Source organism: Marinomonas gallaica (assembly GCF_001639745.1).
GTDB lineage: Bacteria > Pseudomonadota > Gammaproteobacteria > Pseudomonadales > Marinomonadaceae > Marinomonas > Marinomonas gallaica.
Genome location: NZ_LTAX01000002.1, coordinates 149,750 through 166,742 on the forward strand (window position 1 = coordinate 149,750; position 16,993 = coordinate 166,742).

At 44.8% G+C, this 16,993-nt stretch carries 12 protein-coding genes; 11 read left to right on the forward strand and 1 reads right to left on the reverse strand.

Annotated elements, in window-relative coordinates; genetic code table 11:
* The first annotated feature begins 88 nt into the window (after nucleotides 1-88).
* From AYW76_RS02825 to AYW76_RS02850, 6 genes are all read left to right on the forward strand, one after another.
* The gene (locus tag AYW76_RS02825) at nucleotides 89-1,291 is read left to right on the forward strand and encodes an ABC transporter substrate-binding protein (RefSeq protein ID WP_067215478.1); all 1,203 of its coding nucleotides are present in this window, start codon (nucleotides 89-91) and stop codon (nucleotides 1,289-1,291) included.
* On the forward strand, nucleotides 1,288-5,139 hold the full coding sequence (locus AYW76_RS02830) for a PAS domain-containing hybrid sensor histidine kinase/response regulator (protein WP_067215481.1): 3,852 nt from the start codon (nucleotides 1,288-1,290) through the stop codon (nucleotides 5,137-5,139). Before AYW76_RS02825 ends, AYW76_RS02830 begins: the two co-directional genes overlap by 4 nt.
* 14 nt (nucleotides 5,140-5,153) lie before the next feature.
* Nucleotides 5,154-6,221 (forward strand): response regulator, encoded by a 1,068-nt coding sequence (locus AYW76_RS02835; RefSeq protein ID WP_067215483.1) that lies wholly within the window; start codon nucleotides 5,154-5,156, stop codon nucleotides 6,219-6,221.
* A 134-nt stretch (nucleotides 6,222-6,355) separates the two neighbouring features.
* Nucleotides 6,356-6,913 (forward strand): alkyl hydroperoxide reductase subunit C, encoded by a 558-nt coding sequence (gene ahpC, locus AYW76_RS02840; RefSeq protein ID WP_067215486.1) that lies wholly within the window; start codon nucleotides 6,356-6,358, stop codon nucleotides 6,911-6,913.
* A 202-nt stretch (nucleotides 6,914-7,115) separates the two neighbouring features.
* Entirely contained in the window at nucleotides 7,116-8,663 is a 1,548-nt protein-coding gene (gene ahpF / locus AYW76_RS02845; protein WP_067215488.1) for an alkyl hydroperoxide reductase subunit F, read from the forward strand.
* 142 nt (nucleotides 8,664-8,805) lie between these two features.
* Nucleotides 8,806-9,186 carry an MAPEG family protein gene (locus tag AYW76_RS02850; RefSeq protein WP_067215491.1) on the forward strand — a complete coding sequence of 127 codons (381 nt, stop codon included), beginning with the start codon at nucleotides 8,806-8,808 and terminating at the stop codon, nucleotides 9,184-9,186.
* Nucleotides 9,187-9,225: 39 nt separating this feature from the next.
* On the opposite strand, the gene AYW76_RS02855 is transcribed toward AYW76_RS02850, so the two are convergent.
* Nucleotides 9,226-10,143 carry a LysR family transcriptional regulator gene (locus AYW76_RS02855; RefSeq protein WP_067215493.1) on the reverse strand — a complete coding sequence of 306 codons (918 nt, stop codon included), beginning with the start codon at nucleotides 10,141-10,143 and terminating at the stop codon, nucleotides 9,226-9,228.
* 82 nt (nucleotides 10,144-10,225) lie between these two features.
* Here AYW76_RS02855 and AYW76_RS02860 point away from each other — a divergent pair, with 82 nt between their 5' ends.
* The 5 genes from AYW76_RS02860 (at nucleotide 10,226) to AYW76_RS02880 (ending at nucleotide 16,993) form a co-directional block, all read left to right on the forward strand.
* Nucleotides 10,226-11,062, forward strand: a complete 837-nt coding sequence (locus AYW76_RS02860) for a phytanoyl-CoA dioxygenase family protein (protein WP_067215496.1) — start codon at nucleotides 10,226-10,228, stop codon at nucleotides 11,060-11,062.
* Between the two features lie 92 nt (nucleotides 11,063-11,154).
* On the forward strand, nucleotides 11,155-11,550 hold the full coding sequence (locus AYW76_RS02865; protein ID WP_067216066.1) for a DUF3465 domain-containing protein: 396 nt from the start codon (nucleotides 11,155-11,157) through the stop codon (nucleotides 11,548-11,550).
* A 163-nt stretch (nucleotides 11,551-11,713) separates the two neighbouring features.
* Nucleotides 11,714-14,035: a methyl-accepting chemotaxis protein gene (locus AYW76_RS02870; protein ID WP_067215499.1), complete on the forward strand. Its 2,322-nt coding sequence runs from the start codon at nucleotides 11,714-11,716 to the stop codon at nucleotides 14,033-14,035.
* A 127-nt stretch (nucleotides 14,036-14,162) separates the two neighbouring features.
* On the forward strand, nucleotides 14,163-15,473 hold the full coding sequence (locus AYW76_RS02875) for a sensor domain-containing phosphodiesterase (RefSeq protein ID WP_197467750.1): 1,311 nt from the start codon (nucleotides 14,163-14,165) through the stop codon (nucleotides 15,471-15,473).
* Between the two features lie 197 nt (nucleotides 15,474-15,670).
* On the forward strand, nucleotides 15,671-16,993 hold the full coding sequence (locus tag AYW76_RS02880) for an esterase-like activity of phytase family protein (RefSeq protein ID WP_067215501.1): 1,323 nt from the start codon (nucleotides 15,671-15,673) through the stop codon (nucleotides 16,991-16,993).

Here is a 16,993-nt window from a genome sequence, read left to right on the forward strand (position 1 = left end):
ACTAGACTTTGAGCTATCGCATGTGAAAGGAATCGCCTCTTAACGTTTACTGACATACTGCCCCCATCCTTACCTTGAGGAGTTTTTTGTGCGCGTTTATAACGCTTTGTTTGCGGCTACTTCGATCATTACACTGCTCTGTATTCCGCTTATCAGCAAAGCAGAAGATATCCGCTTAGGCTTCACTGGCCCTTTATCCGGGCCCAGCGCGCTGCTCGGCCATCAGCTAATGAACGGAATTGAGCTTGGCTTAAAACGCTTAAATACCAACAAAGAGCTGCCTTTCACCGTCTCTCTTATTGCAAAAGACGATGGTTATGAGCCTTCTCGTACCGTTCCAATTATTGAGAAAATGGTTGAAGACGATAATATCGTAGGCTTAATCAGCAGCGTTGGAACACCAACCATTGTAGCGGCCATTCCCACGTTAGTAGAACTTCAGCTCCCTCTTATATCGCCTTTTACAGGCAGCAGTATGCTGAAAAGTAGAGGCGTGAGTTCGTTAATATTTACCCATCGCGCCAGCTATCAAAGGGAGGTTGCTTCACTGGCAAAGGTCGTTGCTCAAGAGTTCAATATTGCGCCGAGTGATATGGCCATCTTCGCGCAAAAAGACAGCTATGGAGAGATCACTGTGCGCAGCCTAATGAAAGCTCTAGCGCACTACGGTCTTGAAAATTCCAGTGATATTCTGCGAGTCGGCTATACGCGTAATAACCCATCAACGGAGGAAGCCACCGCAAAAATTTTGACCCACATCCCACAACCCAAAGTAATTTTCTTAATCAGCACCTATCCCGCTGCGGCTGACTTTATAACTTCATTAGACGAAAATGGCGTATCACCGTTATATGCGGCCCTTTCGTTTGTCAGTCATGACGCCTTAAGTCAGCGGATCAAGCATACACAGGCAAAAATTTTATCAACCCAGCTTCATCCGTGTCATAACGATCTAAGCGACCCTCTCGTTAAAGATTTTTTAGTGGATTTTGAGCGATATGGCTCCACCGAAACGCCAACGTCTGCCATTTTAGAAGGCTATATTGCGGTACGACAAGTTGAACAAGTGTTATTGTACTTCCGCCCAAGCCGAGCCCCCACTCGAGCAGAGTTCCTAAGCTATCTAACGCAATATCAACGGTTACATAAAAACACCGAAAAACACGTGGTCGAAAACACTCTGCTGAGTCAAACTGAACTACCTATTTGGTTAGAATTAAAAAACCATAAAACTGGGCACACTTATTGCGGAGACACATTACCGTATGAGTTTATAAGAGGTAGCCTATGAGTAAATCGGGACAAGCACAGTCTTCAGTAACGCCACTTGTGTGGCTTTTGGCACTGTTTAGTCTTTTGTCGATTATCATTGGGGCCTCCATTTTAATTAGTACAGCTCAAGACCTTCGTGATCAACAACAAAACCTGCGAGCCCGACAAGCCGCCATGTTAGGCGCCGTGTCAAAACTACGTGAGGTCGTACCCTCCCAGCGCAATCGCCTTCGTCAAGCACTGCTAGAAGACACTAATCTAGAGTATTTAGACCAAAACCTTGAATCCCGCTTTAAAAGTGCCACGAGTATGCTGATTCAGTCTGCACAAGAGAATTCAGAGATCGCTAAACTAGGACGTGCTCTGCAAGCGCGTGGAAAGCAAATCGAGGAGTTAAACAGCCAAGTCAACATCTGGTTTGATGCCCAAAAACAGGTTCTAACAAACTCAGAGCGCAACAACCTACTGACGCGTGCACAAGAAAAAACCAGTGCGCTTGCAACGCTACTAAAAGCGCTGAATAGCCGTTCACGCCTACAAGAAGGTGTTTTACTCTTTAAATACCGCAATGCAGAACAAGCGGCGGATAAAAGTGCGATTAGCAAAGAGTATATGACACTTCGCTCGAATGCGATTGAGGGCTCTTTAACGACAACAGTCGAAGACATTCTGACGTTGGAAATGGTCATCAGTAGTTTACCGTTCACAGCAACGCAATCGATGCTCTATGATCAACTTAATAACCGAGTATCGCCAACATTTGAGCGACTCGACTATGCCATTTCTCAAACCGAATTCCAGTTCCCCATGTACTATAAAGCACTCTCTAAAGAGTCGAGTGATCTTAAAAACTTACTTTATGGTGAAGGTCACTACATTAACGATTTATACAACCTTGAGCTGGGATCTGGTGGTCTGTTTGGTGAACGATTCGCGTTAATCGCACTGGAAACGCAACGCAAACAAATCAATAACCAAGTAGAAGCCATTTTTTCACCTTTAGCCCGCTTTATTGATCAAATCAGTGAATCGGTGCAATTCGAGACTCACAACCTAGAGACACAAATTGAAGAGCAACTGACGCGTTTAAGCACCTCAATTTTATGGATCAGCGGCATCACCGTCTTCGTAATCATACTTTTATCTTGGGCCATCTCTAAGCGTGTAAAGCGCCAGCTATCCAAACTTCTAGAAAGTGAAGACCGCTTTCGTTCAATGTTTGAATCGTCCCCTGATCCTGCTTGGATTGTTAGAGACCACGCTATTATTGAGTGTAATGATGCCGCCGCCAGCACCCTGAAATACCCTTCTACAGACATGTTATTGCAGCTAAACATGAGTGACTTGTCACCTTTCTCACAGTCCGATGGGCAGCAATCACTAAATAAACTGGCGCTATTAGAAGAACAAGTGTTCGAACAAGGACACTTTTATCAAGAATGGGTATTTAAAGACTTAGACAACGAACTGGTCTATGCAGACATGACCATGATCTCCGTTGTTCTCGATGACAGTCCGGCGATCATCTGCACGTGGCGCGATATCTCTGAACGCCATAAATATCAACTGTCCTTGCAATCTTATAAACGTAAATTGGAAGAAGAAATTGCAGAGCAAACCCAAGAACTGCAAGAAGCCAAAGAAACAGCGGAGCAAGCGAGCCGAGCAAAAAGTGATTTTCTTGCCAACATGAGTCATGAGATTCGCACCCCCATGAACTCCATCATTGGCATGTCCTTCCTTGCTTTGAAATCTGGCCTAAATGATCGCCAACACCACTACATACAAAATGTTCGAAGCTCAGCAGAATCTCTGCTTGGTATCATTAATGACATCCTCGACTTTTCAAAAATAGAAGCAGGCAAAGTAGATTTAGAAACAGAGCCGTTCTATTTACAGGACGTGCTCAACGAAGTGGCCAATATTTTGACCATTAAAGTCGATGAGAAAGATCTTGAACTGGTGTTTGATATCGACACGCATTTACCACAGGTCTTCCAAGGAGACGCCACGAGACTGCGCCAAATTTTACTGAATCTGGGTAACAATGCCGTTAAATTCACCCGACAGGGGGAAATTGTCATTCGTGCTCGCTATGTAAAACACATGGCCGACAAGATGGAAGTACATTTTTCTGTCTCCGATACGGGCATCGGGATCAGTGAAAAGAACCAAAAGCATCTGTTTCACTCTTTCTCACAGGCAGATTCCTCAACCACTCGACGCTTTGGTGGCACCGGTCTTGGCTTAGCCATTTCTAAGCAACTGGCCGAATTAATGGGCGGTACAATTTGGCTGGAAAGCCAAGACGGTGGCGGTAGCACTTTCCATTTCACTGTTGTATTGGATCGAGTCGAAGACGAAATCCCACTGTGTTATGGCAACTCTTCTTTGGACATCACTAGAGTATTGATTGTTGATGACAACGACACGGCCCGCGATGTTTTAAAAAGCTGTGTTGAAGGTATTGGACTGATTTGCGATGAAGCGGCTGATGGCTACGAAGCATTAGAAATGATCGCTCTCGCCGATCAAAATAAAGCGCCATATGAGCTGGTACTGGTCGATTGGAAAATGCCTGAATTAGACGGTGTCGAAACTTGCCGTAGAATCAGTCATGTACACAACCTTAAATTGCCAACCATGATTATGGTGACCGCCTATGGACTGGATAAAGTCAAACAAGCGGCTTCTAACGTGGATATTGCTGGGTTCTTAACCAAACCCATCACTATTTCTAGCTTATTTGACACCATCGCTGAGAGCCTCGGTATCGAACGCCTAACAGGGCAAGACACGCTGAGCGCTCCATCACCGGTAACGAGCTACTACAATCTAAACGGCGCCTCCATACTCTTGGTAGAAGACAATGAGATCAATCGGGAGTTGGCGGTAGAACTGCTTTCGCAACAAAACATAAAAGTAGACATTGCCGTCAACGGCCAAGATGCACTGACTAAATTAGAAAACAATGCATTCGATATGATCTTGATGGACTGCCAGATGCCAGTCATGGACGGTTATCAAGCCACACGTATCATCCGACAAAAACCAGAGTATGCGACACTCCCGATCATCGCCATGACCGCAAACGTTCTGCAGCAAGACATTACTCGAGCCATTAACGCTGGCATGAACGACCACATAGCCAAACCGATAAATTTAGAGCGCATGTTTAGCACCATGGACCGCTGGATGCCTACTGAAAAAGTAAACGCTGAGATAACGGTTGTGGGCATTGAAGCGCCAACACACACGATTCACACAACTGAACTGCCGGTCTCAACTAACATCGATACAGTCACGGGGTTACAGCACACTCAAACCTTAGCCTTGTACATTCAATTGCTTGGGCGATTTAGAGTCAATCAAGCCGACTTTTCGATGCAACTAAGTCATCATTTAGAGCATCAAGAGTACGAAGATGCGACTCGTCTAGCGCACACGCTAAAAGGAACAGCGGCTACGCTTGGCATGAATTCGTTAGCGACATTGGCCGCGGAACTAGAAGCCCAAATGGAACAACATGACCCATCTTCAGAGACCATTGCTGGCGTAAACGCCGAATTAAAGACTATTCTTAACACATTGGATACGTGGCAAAACCAAGTGAGTGAGACAGTCGTCTCTGACACAAATATCGAGTTCATCAATAATGTTGATAAGCGTAAACAGCTTGGAATACTGGCAGACTATATAGAACAAAATCTGTCTGAATCACGCGAGCTTGCTGAATCGCTCGTACCACAGTTTAAAAACGTAGAAGAAAAGGACTTGATGGGTGCCATCAGCAATGCCGTCAACGTCTATGACTTTGAAAGAGCGGCAAAACACTTGGATGCTCTAAAAGCACGTATTGTAGATTGAGTGAGTTATTCATAATGGTAGAAACCGATGTAAGTCATGCCTCAAAGCAGGACGCTGAAACACGACAAAAACCCACATTATTAGTCGTGGACGATATTCCAGAAAACATTGACGTTCTGGTTGCATCGCTACGGGAAGATTACAGCATTAAAGTAGCGCTCAATGGCCCTAAAGCCCTAGCCATTGCGCAAAAATCTCCGAAACCAGACTTAATCTTGCTTGATGTAATGATGCCTGATATGGACGGCTACGAAGTCTGTCGTCTATTAAAAGCAGACCCAACTACTGCCAATATTCCGGTTATTTTTGTCACGGCCAAGCATGATGTTTCTGATGAAGAACGAGGCTTCTCGCTCGGCGCCGCCGACTACATCGTCAAGCCTATTAGTCCGCCTTTAGTCCGAGCACGTATCCGTAATCAACTAGCGTTATACAACCAAAACCGCCAGCTTCAAGAAATGGTAAGAGAACGCACGAAAGAACTGCAGGCCAGCAAGCTACGTATTATCCACCACCTAGGTCGCGCCGTTGAGTATAAAGACAACGAAACTGGCGCTCATGTCATTCGTATGAGTCATATATCGCGCTTAATCGCCGAACAATATGTTGATGATCCTGAGTGGGTCGAACGCATCTTCCATGCTTCACCGATGCATGATGTCGGCAAGATCGGTATTGCCGATGCGATTTTGCTCAAACCAGGACAGCTGGACCAGCATGAATGGGAAGAAATGAAAAAGCACACGTTATTTGGGGCTGAGATTTTGTCCGTCGAAGGCGATCCATTATTTGATATGGCTCGCTCTATTGCTCTAACACACCATGAGCGCTGGGATGGAAAAGGTTACCCTGCGGGTTTAAAAGGTGACGACATTCCTCTAGAAGGCCGCATCGTGGCTTTAGCCGACGTGATCGATGCGCTGCTTTCAAAACGTCCTTATAAAAATGCTTGGTCCACCGAGCAAACCTTCAACTATGTTCAAGAGCAAAGCGGCAAACACTTTGATCCCAAGCTTACCGAGATTGCTTTAGATTTGAAGGTTCAGATTACGGAAGTGCGGTCGCAATATCCTGACGAATAGCTTTTATTAATTCCTAATAGTTTTTTTTTATCTTAGTTTTAGTAAAACACAATTTCATTTCGTCACATCGTCCCCATATTATAGACACTGTTGGTAACGCAAACAGCGAACACACACTTACTTAGGAGATAAACATGATTAACACTCAAATCAAGCCATTCAACGCAACAGCATTTAAAGCAGGCGAATTCGTAGAGATTTCTGAAAAGGACGTGCTAGGCAAATGGGCCGTGTTCTTCTTCTACCCAGCAGACTTCACGTTTGTTTGCCCGACTGAGCTTGAAGACCTTGCAAGCAAATACGACGAACTAAAAGGTATGGGTGTAGAAGTATTCTCTGTATCGACTGACACTCACTTCTGTCACAAAGCTTGGCACGACACGTCTGAAGCGATCGGCAAAATCAACTACTACATGGTAGGTGACCAAACTGCAACGATCACTAGTAACTTCGGCGTTCTACGTGAAGGTCAAGGCCTTGCAGACCGCGCTACGTTCTTGATCGACCCAGAAGGTACGATCCAAGCAATGGAAATCACTGCAGAAGGCATCGGCCGTGACGCTGAAGACCTAATGCGTAAAGTAAAAGCAGCTCAATACGTTGCAGCGCACCCAGGCGAAGTTTGCCCAGCTAAATGGAAAGAAGGTGAAGCGACACTTGCTCCATCTCTAGACCTAGTAGGCAAAATCTAAGACGCCTCTTCCTTTGTTGGGCGCTTAGCGCCCAACATCGGGCTTTGCCTTCCAACGCAAGGCGTTAAAAGCCCACGATAATTTTCGAGCCAAGGTACCTCACACCTCCCTCTTCTCTCAAAAAGACAGGTGCTGACCTCTCTCGCCCGAAATTTATAGGCACACTGCATCAGTCAATCTCAACGATACGGATTAAAACATTATGTTAGACGCAAATATGAAACAACAGTTGGGCACTTACCTTCAAAACATCGTTAATCCGATTGAGATTACTGTGTCCGTTAATAACAGCGATAAATCAAACGAGTTGTTAGAGCTCGCTACTGAAATACAAGCATTGAACAGCGATAAAATCACGCTGTCGGTGAATGAAAATCCTCAAGGCCGCGCACCACAAATGTCAGTTGGCCCTAAAGGCGAACAAGCTCGCGTAAACTTTGCCGGCATTCCAATGGGACACGAGTTCACATCACTTGTGTTGGCGCTGCTGCAAGCAGGTGGCCACCCATCTAAAGCGGCACAAGAAACGCTTGAGCAAATTAAGAATTTAGACACTGAGCTGAACTTTGAAGTCTACATCTCATTGTCATGTCACAACTGCCCTGACGTGGTTCAAGCTATTAACTTAATGGCCGTATTAAACCCGAAAGTGACCGCTACCATGATCGACGGTGGTGTGTTCCCAGACGAAGTCGAACAACGCAATGTCATGGCGGTACCTTCTCTATACGTTAACGGTGAACATTTCGGTCAAGGCCGTATGACACTGGACGAGATCCTAAACAAAGTCGATACCGGAGCGAGCGACAAGCAAGCCGCTGCGTTATCTGAAAAAGACCCATACGATGTGCTTATCGTTGGTGGTGGCCCAGCTGGCGCAGCCGCAGCGATCTACGCGGCTCGTAAAGGCATTCGCACGGGTATTGTTGCCGAGCGCTTTGGTGGCCAAGTCGCCGATACTATGGCGATCGAAAACTTTATTTCGGTAAAAGCCACTGACGGCCCGAAAATGGTCGCAAATCTAGAGCAACACGTACTGGATTACGATGTGGACATTATGAAAACGCAACGTGCCGCCCGCATTGAGAAAAAAGAACTGGTGGAAGTAACGCTTGAAAACGGCGCTGTACTAAAAAGTAAAACCATTATTCTAGCAACGGGTGCACGCTGGAGAGAGATGAACGTACCCGGTGAACAAGAGTACAAAGGCAAAGGCGTTGCATATTGCCCTCACTGTGATGGTCCATTGTTTAAAGGTAAGAAAACCGCGGTTATTGGTGGCGGTAACTCAGGTATCGAAGCAGCGATTGACCTAGCAGGTCTCGTTGAGCACGTAACGGTATTGGAGTTCAGCGACACACTACGTGCCGATGACGTATTGGTGAAAAAAGCGAAGTCACTGCCAAACGTCACCATCATCAAAAATGCAATGACCACAGAAGTATTGGGCGATGGTGAGCGTGTAAATGGTCTGACCTACACCGATCGCACTACCGATGAATCACACACAGTAGAGCTAGCCGGAATCTTCGTGCAAATCGGTCTAGTACCGAACAGCGAATTCCTGAAAGACGCAATTGAATTAACGGAGCGTGGCGAAATCGTTATCGACCAACACGGCCGTACCTCAATGGACGGTGTGTTTGCTGCCGGTGACGTTACCAACGTACCGTACAAACAAATCATCATCTCCATGGGTGCCGGTGCAACCGCTGCTCTCGGCGCATTCGACTACTTGATCCGTAACTAACGGAGCAGCGAAAACGCCTCTAAAAACCGGATTCAGATAACTGATTCCGGTTTTTTTATGTTTTACTTTCTCGAACTTTAACCTTGCACTCAAGCATGACAAGCGTACTCTAACCTTCTACCTATGACTCAAGGACGTCCTTATGATCACTCCTATTTATGCAGCATTGCTCGCCTTCCTTTATGTGTTCCTCAGTGCACGTGTCATTAAGCTACGTATGAAATATCAAGTCGGTATTGGCGATGGTGAGCAAACGCTGTTAACTCGCGCTGTTCGCGTACAGGCCAACTTTGGTGAGTACATCCCGTTGGCATTACTGCTAGTGTGGATGTATGAAAGCATGAATGGCGCGCCTGTGCTGGTACATATTTTTGGTGCCGCGCTGTGTCTTGGCCGCTTACTCCATGCCTACGGTGTGAGTCAGCATAAAGAAACGCTAATCTTTCGTCAAAGCGGTATGATTATGACATTTGCCGTACTCATAGTGTGCGCCATCAGCATTTTGCTTAAGTATGTTGGCTAACCCATATGACTGACTTCATGGCTTCCGATGTCGCCTCAACTACTTAGAGCCTACTTGAAGCTCCTCAGCGCAAATCGAGGTGATGTTTTGCCGTAACCATTGATGCGCCTGCGACAGGTGCGTCAATTTGTTCCAGTACAAGTTTAAGGTAAATGCACACTCAAATGGGCAATCCTGAACCAGCATCGAGCCTTTGATCAAATACGCCAAGCGCTCTGGTAAAGTGACGATTAAGTCGTTGCCTGCCATATGCGGTATAAAATTCGATGCGCAAGGCAAGCGCAGCGCAATATTAAGCTCTTCGCCTTGTAGCTCAGGTCGATTCAAATAAAGCGGTTTCCAGCCCCCTTCGTAAGTAATCTCAATATGCTTCGCATTCAAATAATCTTCTAAGCTAATTGGCCTGCCAGCTAAAACATGGCCTGAAGGCACTAAGCACACATAACGCTCCTTATATAATGAACGTTTATACAGCGACTCATAATCGTGCTCCACAGGTGACAGCAATATGTCACATAGGCCTTGCTGCAATTGCTTATGCCCATTCACATTCGATTGACCAAACAGCAGATGAATATTCGGCGCGAGTGCTCTAAGTCGCTCAACAAGTGGCGGCATAATGACCTGAAGTTCGTAAATATTACAGCTGATACTGATGTCTAAATCGGCTTGACTAGGGACGAACTCGGTTGGTTGAAATAGACGCGTCATGCCTCGCAGCAACTCATCGATGGTAGGCATAATCTCATGACAGCGGTTAGTCGGTGCCATGCCACGCCCTGAACGAACAAACAATGGATCCGAAAATGCCACGCGCATCTGCTCTAACGTATAACTAACGGTTGGCTGATTTTGTTGCAACGCTGTTGCTGCCGCCGTGATTGAACCTAGCTCGTAAATTAACTTAAGCGTTTTAAGATTTTTCAAACTCAACGAAGAACTATCAAAATTTTCCATACTACATATTTACTTAATCAGGTTATCTGATACTAAAGCCTAGGCTATATTTTGGTCAACAATAAAAAAAATGGAGAACGCGATGACCGAACGCCAGTTAACCTCAGCAGAAATAGACCAGTATCATCAAGACGGTGTCGTATGCGTACGCAACGCTGTTGACACCAAATGGATTCAGCAATTGACTGAATTTGGTCAACACCAACTGGATCACCCTAGCCAATTGTGTAATGACAACGACTCAGACAAAGATAGCCAGCAAGGTCGTATGTTCACCGATCGCTACTTATGGCGCACAAATGAACTGATCTATCGCTACGCTAAAGAATCCGGCTGCGCGCGTTTAGCAGCTCAAGCGATGCAAAGTAAATCCTCGCGTTTTTATTTTGATCACTTACTGATCAAAAAAGCCAACACTTCCGCACCGACACCATGGCATCAGGACGTTCCATATTGGCCATTCAGAGGCCGTCAAATCGCATCGATTTGGCTAGCATTAACCCCTGTCACAGTAAAAGGCAGTGCACTAGAATTCGTGCGCGGCTCTCATAATGATAGGGTGTTCTATTTGCCTGAAGCGTTTGGCACATCTGGCGCCAATGCTGGCTGGACAGGCAAAGGAGAAGGCGTTCCATGTCCTGATATTGAGGCCGACCGCGACAGCTTTGATGTGATTGGTTTCGACCTTGAACCTGGCGATGCGTTGATTTTTTCCGCATGGACATTACACGGCGCACAGGGCAACTCATCTTCCGATCAAGATCGCTTCGCACTGTCCACTCGCTGGCTTGGTGACGATGCGATTTGGGACCCACGTCCAGGAACAGACCCAAGTGTTAATGCTGACGAAGTCCGTGTTCAACCTGGTGAACACCCTACTGATAACGCCATCTTCCCTGAGTTCTATCGTATGGGCTAATAACACTACCTCACTCTAGTGAATTTTGCTTCCTCACTAGAGTGATTATCTACTACTATTGGGCTATCTATATTCATCAAGTCAACCCAATCATGAAAACACTCGCTCCCTTTCTCTTTATGTTACTCTGCCTGTGGCCATTTCACAGTTATGCAGATGATGTACGCTTGCAGCAAGCGTACCAAGCTCAGCAAAGTGACCTGCAAATTCGGGGCAGTGGGACCGTCATTAACGTATTAAAAGACGACACCAAAGGCTCTCAGCATCAGCGCTTTATTTTAAAGCTAGACAGCGGGCAAACACTACTGGTAGCGCACAACATTGATCTCGCACCACGTATTCCAAATTTGCGCAGAGGCGATACTGTTGAATTTTACGGTGAATACGAATGGAACAACAAAGGGGGTGTAATGCACTGGACGCATCGTGATCCACGTGGTCGTCATCCTCACGGTTGGTTGAAGCACAATGACACCACTTATGACTAACGTCGCCACCAGTCGCTTTAAGTCAATATGATCGTTATCAGATTCAAGGTCATTTGTTTAGGCATTCACAAAAATACTTAACGCACTCTAACAAACGTTACATTTCAGCCTTATCAGTAACGTTATGATGGGAACATGTCCACTACCGATGGAGACATGTATTATGTCCATCAAGCTAAAAACAATCCTTATTCTAGTCATTACAACCATCATATCTCTTGCTTTACTAACGACAGTGCTAGTAATGCAAATGAAAAAAGATGCGACGGTCGCACTAGAGCAAGCGGCGGCAGACCGACTCATTGCTATTCGCGAAGCCAAAAAATCGAGCCTTGAAGACTATCTAAATACCATTAATGATCAGCTGCTTTCTGAATCGAGTAGCCCTTTAATCATTGAAGCTACACGGGCGTTCACTCAAGCTTATAAAAACTATTCTTCGCAGACCAATGTATCAAGAGACTCGCAATTTAAAGCGGTTAAAAATTATTATCAACAATCCTTTTTAACAACTTTCAAATACAATAACCCAGGCGAAAGTCTATCCCTAGACCCTTTGTATACGTCGCTAAGTGATTCGGCTCTTGCCCTTCAACAACAGTACATCAGTGCTAATAAGCACCCTCTTGGATCAAAGCATTTACTAGACGCTACAGATCAAAAAACAGATTACGATCAAGCACATAGCACTTACCACCCCTACTTTCGTAATTTCTTAGAACACTTTGGCTTCTATGACATTTTTGTCGTCTCCGCAGAAACAAGTGATGTTGTTTACAGTGTCTATAAAGAAGCCGATTTTGCGACGTCATTGAAAGATGGACCTTACAAAAACTCTGGATTAGCGCAAGCTTATCAAGCGGCGATGTCTCTTGATCAAGGAGAGTCCGCAATCACACAATTTCAGGCTTATCTCCCATCTTATAACAGCTATGCTTCATTTATCGCTAGTCCTATCTTCGACAAAGGGCAACGTGTGGGTATATTAATCTTCCAAATGCCAATTGACGGCATTAACAACATTATGACCAGTAATCATAACTGGCAGCTGTCTGGTTTAGGGGAATCCGGCGAAACGTATTTGGTCAATCAAAAATCCAAAGCGATCACTGTAAGTCGATTTCTCATTGAAGACGCGGACGGTTTTAGCCAAGCACTACGCAATGGTGACACAAGTAATGATGTAGTAAATGCCATCGTAAAACGTAACAGTAATATTGGCTTACAAGCGATTAACACTGAAAGTGTTCGTTTAGGTTTGTCAGGACAAACCGGATATAACATTATCAACGACTATCGCAATGTGCCTGTAATTTCTGCTTTTACACCAGTTCAGTTCAAAGGTTTAAAATGGGTATTATTAAGTGAAATTGACACCGAAGAAGCCTTTGCCACAATAACCGATCTCACTCACAGTATTATTATAAGCGCCCTGATCACACTGACTATTTTCAGCTTACTCGCGGTCTTAATAGGGATTGTTTTTTCAAGAAAACTGGTACAACCCATACTGAACCTAAACCGCATCATACGGAATGTAGCAGACACAAAAGACCTTAGTATCCGAGTGCCCGTTCAAGGTAAAGACGAAGTTGCTCAAATCAGTCATAATTTCAATGGCCTTATGGAGGCGTTTGATACCGTTATAAAGGAAATCAAAGGAGCGACAAATGATGTGGATGAATCAGCCAAACATCTAGGCGTCATTAGCGATCAAACTCAACAGAATATGCATCAGCAGCTAGTCGAAAGTGAACAGCTGGCGACAGCAATGAATCAAATGACGGCTACCGTCAACGACATTGCAAGTAATGCGGCGCAAGCAGCCGAGTCGGCTAAAAAAGCAGATGAAGCCACAGCAATAGGTCGTGATAAGTTAGAGCATACAGAGCAACACCTTCAAGGCTTGAACAATGAGATTAAGCAATCCGCCGATATCATTAATCAGCTAAGCAACGACAGTCAGCGCATTGCTAACATTCTTAACGTAATCAGTGACATCTCAGAGCAAACCAACTTATTGGCACTAAATGCGGCAATCGAAGCGGCGCGTGCAGGCGAACAAGGTAGAGGTTTTGCTGTCGTCGCAGATGAAGTCAGAACACTTGCTGCAAGAACTCAAGAATCAACATTACAAATTGATGATATTATTAAAGTACTACAAAGTAGCAGCGAAAAAGCGGTTAATGCTATGACAATCAATGCTCAGCATGCTGAAGAAACAATGAGCCAAGCTCGAACAGTGTGTGAAGCGCTGGATGTTGTCGCAAGTAATGTAAGCAACATGACCGATGTTAATATACAAATAGCCAGTGCGGCGGAAGAGCAGACACTCGTTGCCAATGAGATAAATAGCAGCGTTAATCAGATTGTTCATATCGGTAAAACATCAAACGAAGGTGCAGCCCAAGTTGCTCAAACCAGTCAACAACTTGCGCAACTGAGCCATTCATTAAAGAGCCAATGCATTACCTTTAAATCTTAAACACAACTTACTTGCGTAACGGCTCGCCTAGTGGCGATCTTATATAACAGTTTGATTTTATGAATATTTTGATACTAAATTCATTTCATACATCGTACAAGACTACCTATTAAGGAGAATGCAACGTATGCAAAAAATAGCGAACACACAGTTTTCAGAGCATGCATTCTCTACTATTTTAAGTATTCTCTCTGCACCATCAGACCTTGAGAATCTTAGTTCAGAAATCATACATAGAGACATCAATTTACTGGTAGAGTCCATCCGGCATCATTTGAATATGGATGTGGCCTTTCTTTCGCGGTTTAAGAACGGCTTTCGAGAGATTACTCAAATCAATAAACGTGAAGGTTGTCAGATCAATATCGCAGCAGGGCAAAAAGACTGTGAAGAAGTAACCTATTGTAAATTGATTGCCGATAATAAATTGCCATCTTTGATCCCTAATACCCGAGAAAATTCCATCACCGCCGAAATGCCCATCACTAAACAACTCACTATTGGCAGTTACATCGGTGTGCCCATTCTCCTAAGTGATGGCTCTTGTTACGGCACGCTGTGCTGCTTCAACGAGCAACCAGACGAAACACTCTCTGAACGTGATTTATCCATATTGACGCTCTTTTCTTCTTTTGCGGCACGTAATCTCGAAAAAGATTTACAGCGTAAAAGAATGCATAAGCAGATACGAAAAGAAGTCTCATCGATGATACGCAGTGGTGCCTTATCGTCTGTTTTTCAACCTATCTACGATTACCAACAAAAAAAGACAGTTGGTTTTGAATGTTTAACGAGATTCAATATCGAGCCTTATCGCACGCCAGACTACTGGTTCAATAGAGCATCACAAGCTGGGTTTGGCGAGCTGCTTGAACTGTATGCCATTGACATTGCGTTAGCGTCTCTCGATAAAATACCCGACGATTGCTTTATAACGCTGAATATATCGCCTAAATTCGTGGGCTCACCAAAGCTTAAAGAGTTGCTTAAAGATCAACCCTTACATCGTATTGTGTTAGAAGTAACTGAACGAGAGCCGATCGACGATTACAACCAGTTCCGCAATGATCTAAAGCCCTTTCGTGAACGTGGTCTACGCTTAGCCGTCGACGATGCCGGTGCTGGTTATGCCAGTTTCCAACATATATTAGAACTGTCTGCAGATATAATTAAACTCGATCGCAGTTTAATTTGTAACGTAAACCAAGATCTCGGTCGACGCGCTTTATCCGCTGCATTGATTGGCTTCGCCAATGAGACCAATTGCTTGGTACTTGGTGAGGGTGTTGAAACCCAAGCCGAAATGGATACCTTAAACAACCTAGGAGCGCGTTACCTTCAAGGGTATTACTTAAGTCATCCATTATCACTGCAACAGGCCGTGGATTTTTACCACCACACCAATGAGCAACAAACCACAGCCATTTACCAGCGCTAGCATTTCCTCTTCAAAATACTGCAATGCACGGCATCCGATACGTCGAATACCGTGTTATTACACCAATACTCATTGATGCTTCTTCTTTGCATTGACGCTTTTAAAATCATTAATAAGGCTGCCGTCATCAAACCTAAATAACTATTACTTATGATCAAACAGGCTCATCATTTGCACAGTAAGTCATAGGAGACTTTATGCTACGTTCAGCTTGTTTGATCTCAATGATAGGAATGTCCAGTGTTACTCTAGCCGCCGATACTGATAACGTGACAAAGTTCTCAGCGGTATTAAAGGAGCATGCACAGTTGCCTGCTGCCACGTTTGTACTTCCACCTGACTCAGCTTCAAGCTATTTTAATTATTCTGGCCGATTTACAGGCCCAGACAGTCACCGCGTTGAGCAACCGTACGCCATTAGCGATGAGCACACGGGTCTGTCTCGACCATTTCCAGGGCAACCGTTACAAGGCTTTTCTGGGATTAGAGTGATCGACCGCGATCATTACCTAGTTCTGACAGATAATGGTTTTGGCACCAAAAGTAACTCAGCAGATGCCTTACTGATGTTCCACAAAGTCAAAGTAGACTGGGAGTCAGGCCGCGTAATGCCCCAAGAAACAACCTTTTTAACCGATCCTAACCGTAAAGTTCCGTTTCCAATCATTGATGAAACCAGCCCCGAACGTTATTTAACCGGCGCAGATTTTGACCTTGAGTCCATCCAACCCGTCACTGATGGCTACTGGATTGGCGATGAATTCGGCCCTTGGTTAATCCATGTTGATAAACAAGGCGTGGTACAAGATGTTATAGCGACCGAAATAGAGGGTGTGCAATATGCTTCGCCAGACAACGCATTTAAATCCTTATCTAATCCCGGCACTAAAGCCCCTGAACTAATGAGCATGCGCTCCGGCGGGTATGAAGGCATGGCTATTTCAGCCGATGGTAAAACCCTTTACCCTCTGCTCGAAAAACCGATCTATGATGCTAAAACAGGACAGCCTGAAAACATTAATGGCACTCCTGTTTTACGCCTACTGTCATTTGATGTAGACAGTAAAACATGGCAAGACACCGTTCGCTTTTATCCATTAAACGAGAGTCACCATGCGATTGGTGATTTTAATATGATAGACGAACATAGAGCGCTGATTATTGAGCGAGACGGTGGTAGTGGTGATCCACGAGAAGGTTGGTCGAAAAAACCAGCTCAATTCAAACGTATTTACTTAGTTGATTTGAATGATACCGATGACAATGGCGTGCTGCGTAAGATTGCATACATTGATTTAATGGATATCCAGGATCCTGATGCTATCGCGCCACGAGGCACTATGGACGGTACCTTTACCTTCCCATTTGTCACTATTGAAGATGTGGACCGCATCGACGAAAACCATATCATCGTCGCGAATGACAATAACTTCCCATTCTCAGTAGGACGTGAACAAGGCCGCGCAGATGATAATGAAATGATCATTTTGAATGTGGCTGACTTTTTAAAAGCCAAATAA

Bases quoted from the DNA above. Each gene is read 5' to 3' on its own strand.
- AYW76_RS02860 (WP_067215496.1), top strand. From the start codon at position 10,226: ATGACCGAACGCCAGTTAACCTCAGCAGAAATAGACCAGTATCATCAA.
- ahpF (WP_067215488.1), top strand. From the start codon at position 7,116: ATGTTAGACGCAAATATGAAACAACAGTTGGGCACTTACCTTCAAAAC.
- AYW76_RS02855 (WP_067215493.1), bottom strand. From the start codon at position 10,143: ATGGAAAATTTTGATAGTTCTTCGTTGAGTTTGAAAAATCTTAAAACG.
- AYW76_RS02850 (WP_067215491.1), top strand. From the start codon at position 8,806: ATGATCACTCCTATTTATGCAGCATTGCTCGCCTTCCTTTATGTGTTC.
- AYW76_RS02835 (WP_067215483.1), top strand. From the start codon at position 5,154: ATGGTAGAAACCGATGTAAGTCATGCCTCAAAGCAGGACGCTGAAACA.
- AYW76_RS02870 (WP_067215499.1), top strand. From the start codon at position 11,714: ATGTCCATCAAGCTAAAAACAATCCTTATTCTAGTCATTACAACCATC.
- ahpC (WP_067215486.1), top strand. From the start codon at position 6,356: ATGATTAACACTCAAATCAAGCCATTCAACGCAACAGCATTTAAAGCA.
- AYW76_RS02880 (WP_067215501.1), top strand. From the start codon at position 15,671: ATGCTACGTTCAGCTTGTTTGATCTCAATGATAGGAATGTCCAGTGTT.
- AYW76_RS02865 (WP_067216066.1), top strand. From the start codon at position 11,155: ATGAAAACACTCGCTCCCTTTCTCTTTATGTTACTCTGCCTGTGGCCA.
- AYW76_RS02830 (WP_067215481.1), top strand. From the start codon at position 1,288: ATGAGTAAATCGGGACAAGCACAGTCTTCAGTAACGCCACTTGTGTGG.
- AYW76_RS02875 (WP_197467750.1), top strand. From the start codon at position 14,163: ATGCAAAAAATAGCGAACACACAGTTTTCAGAGCATGCATTCTCTACT.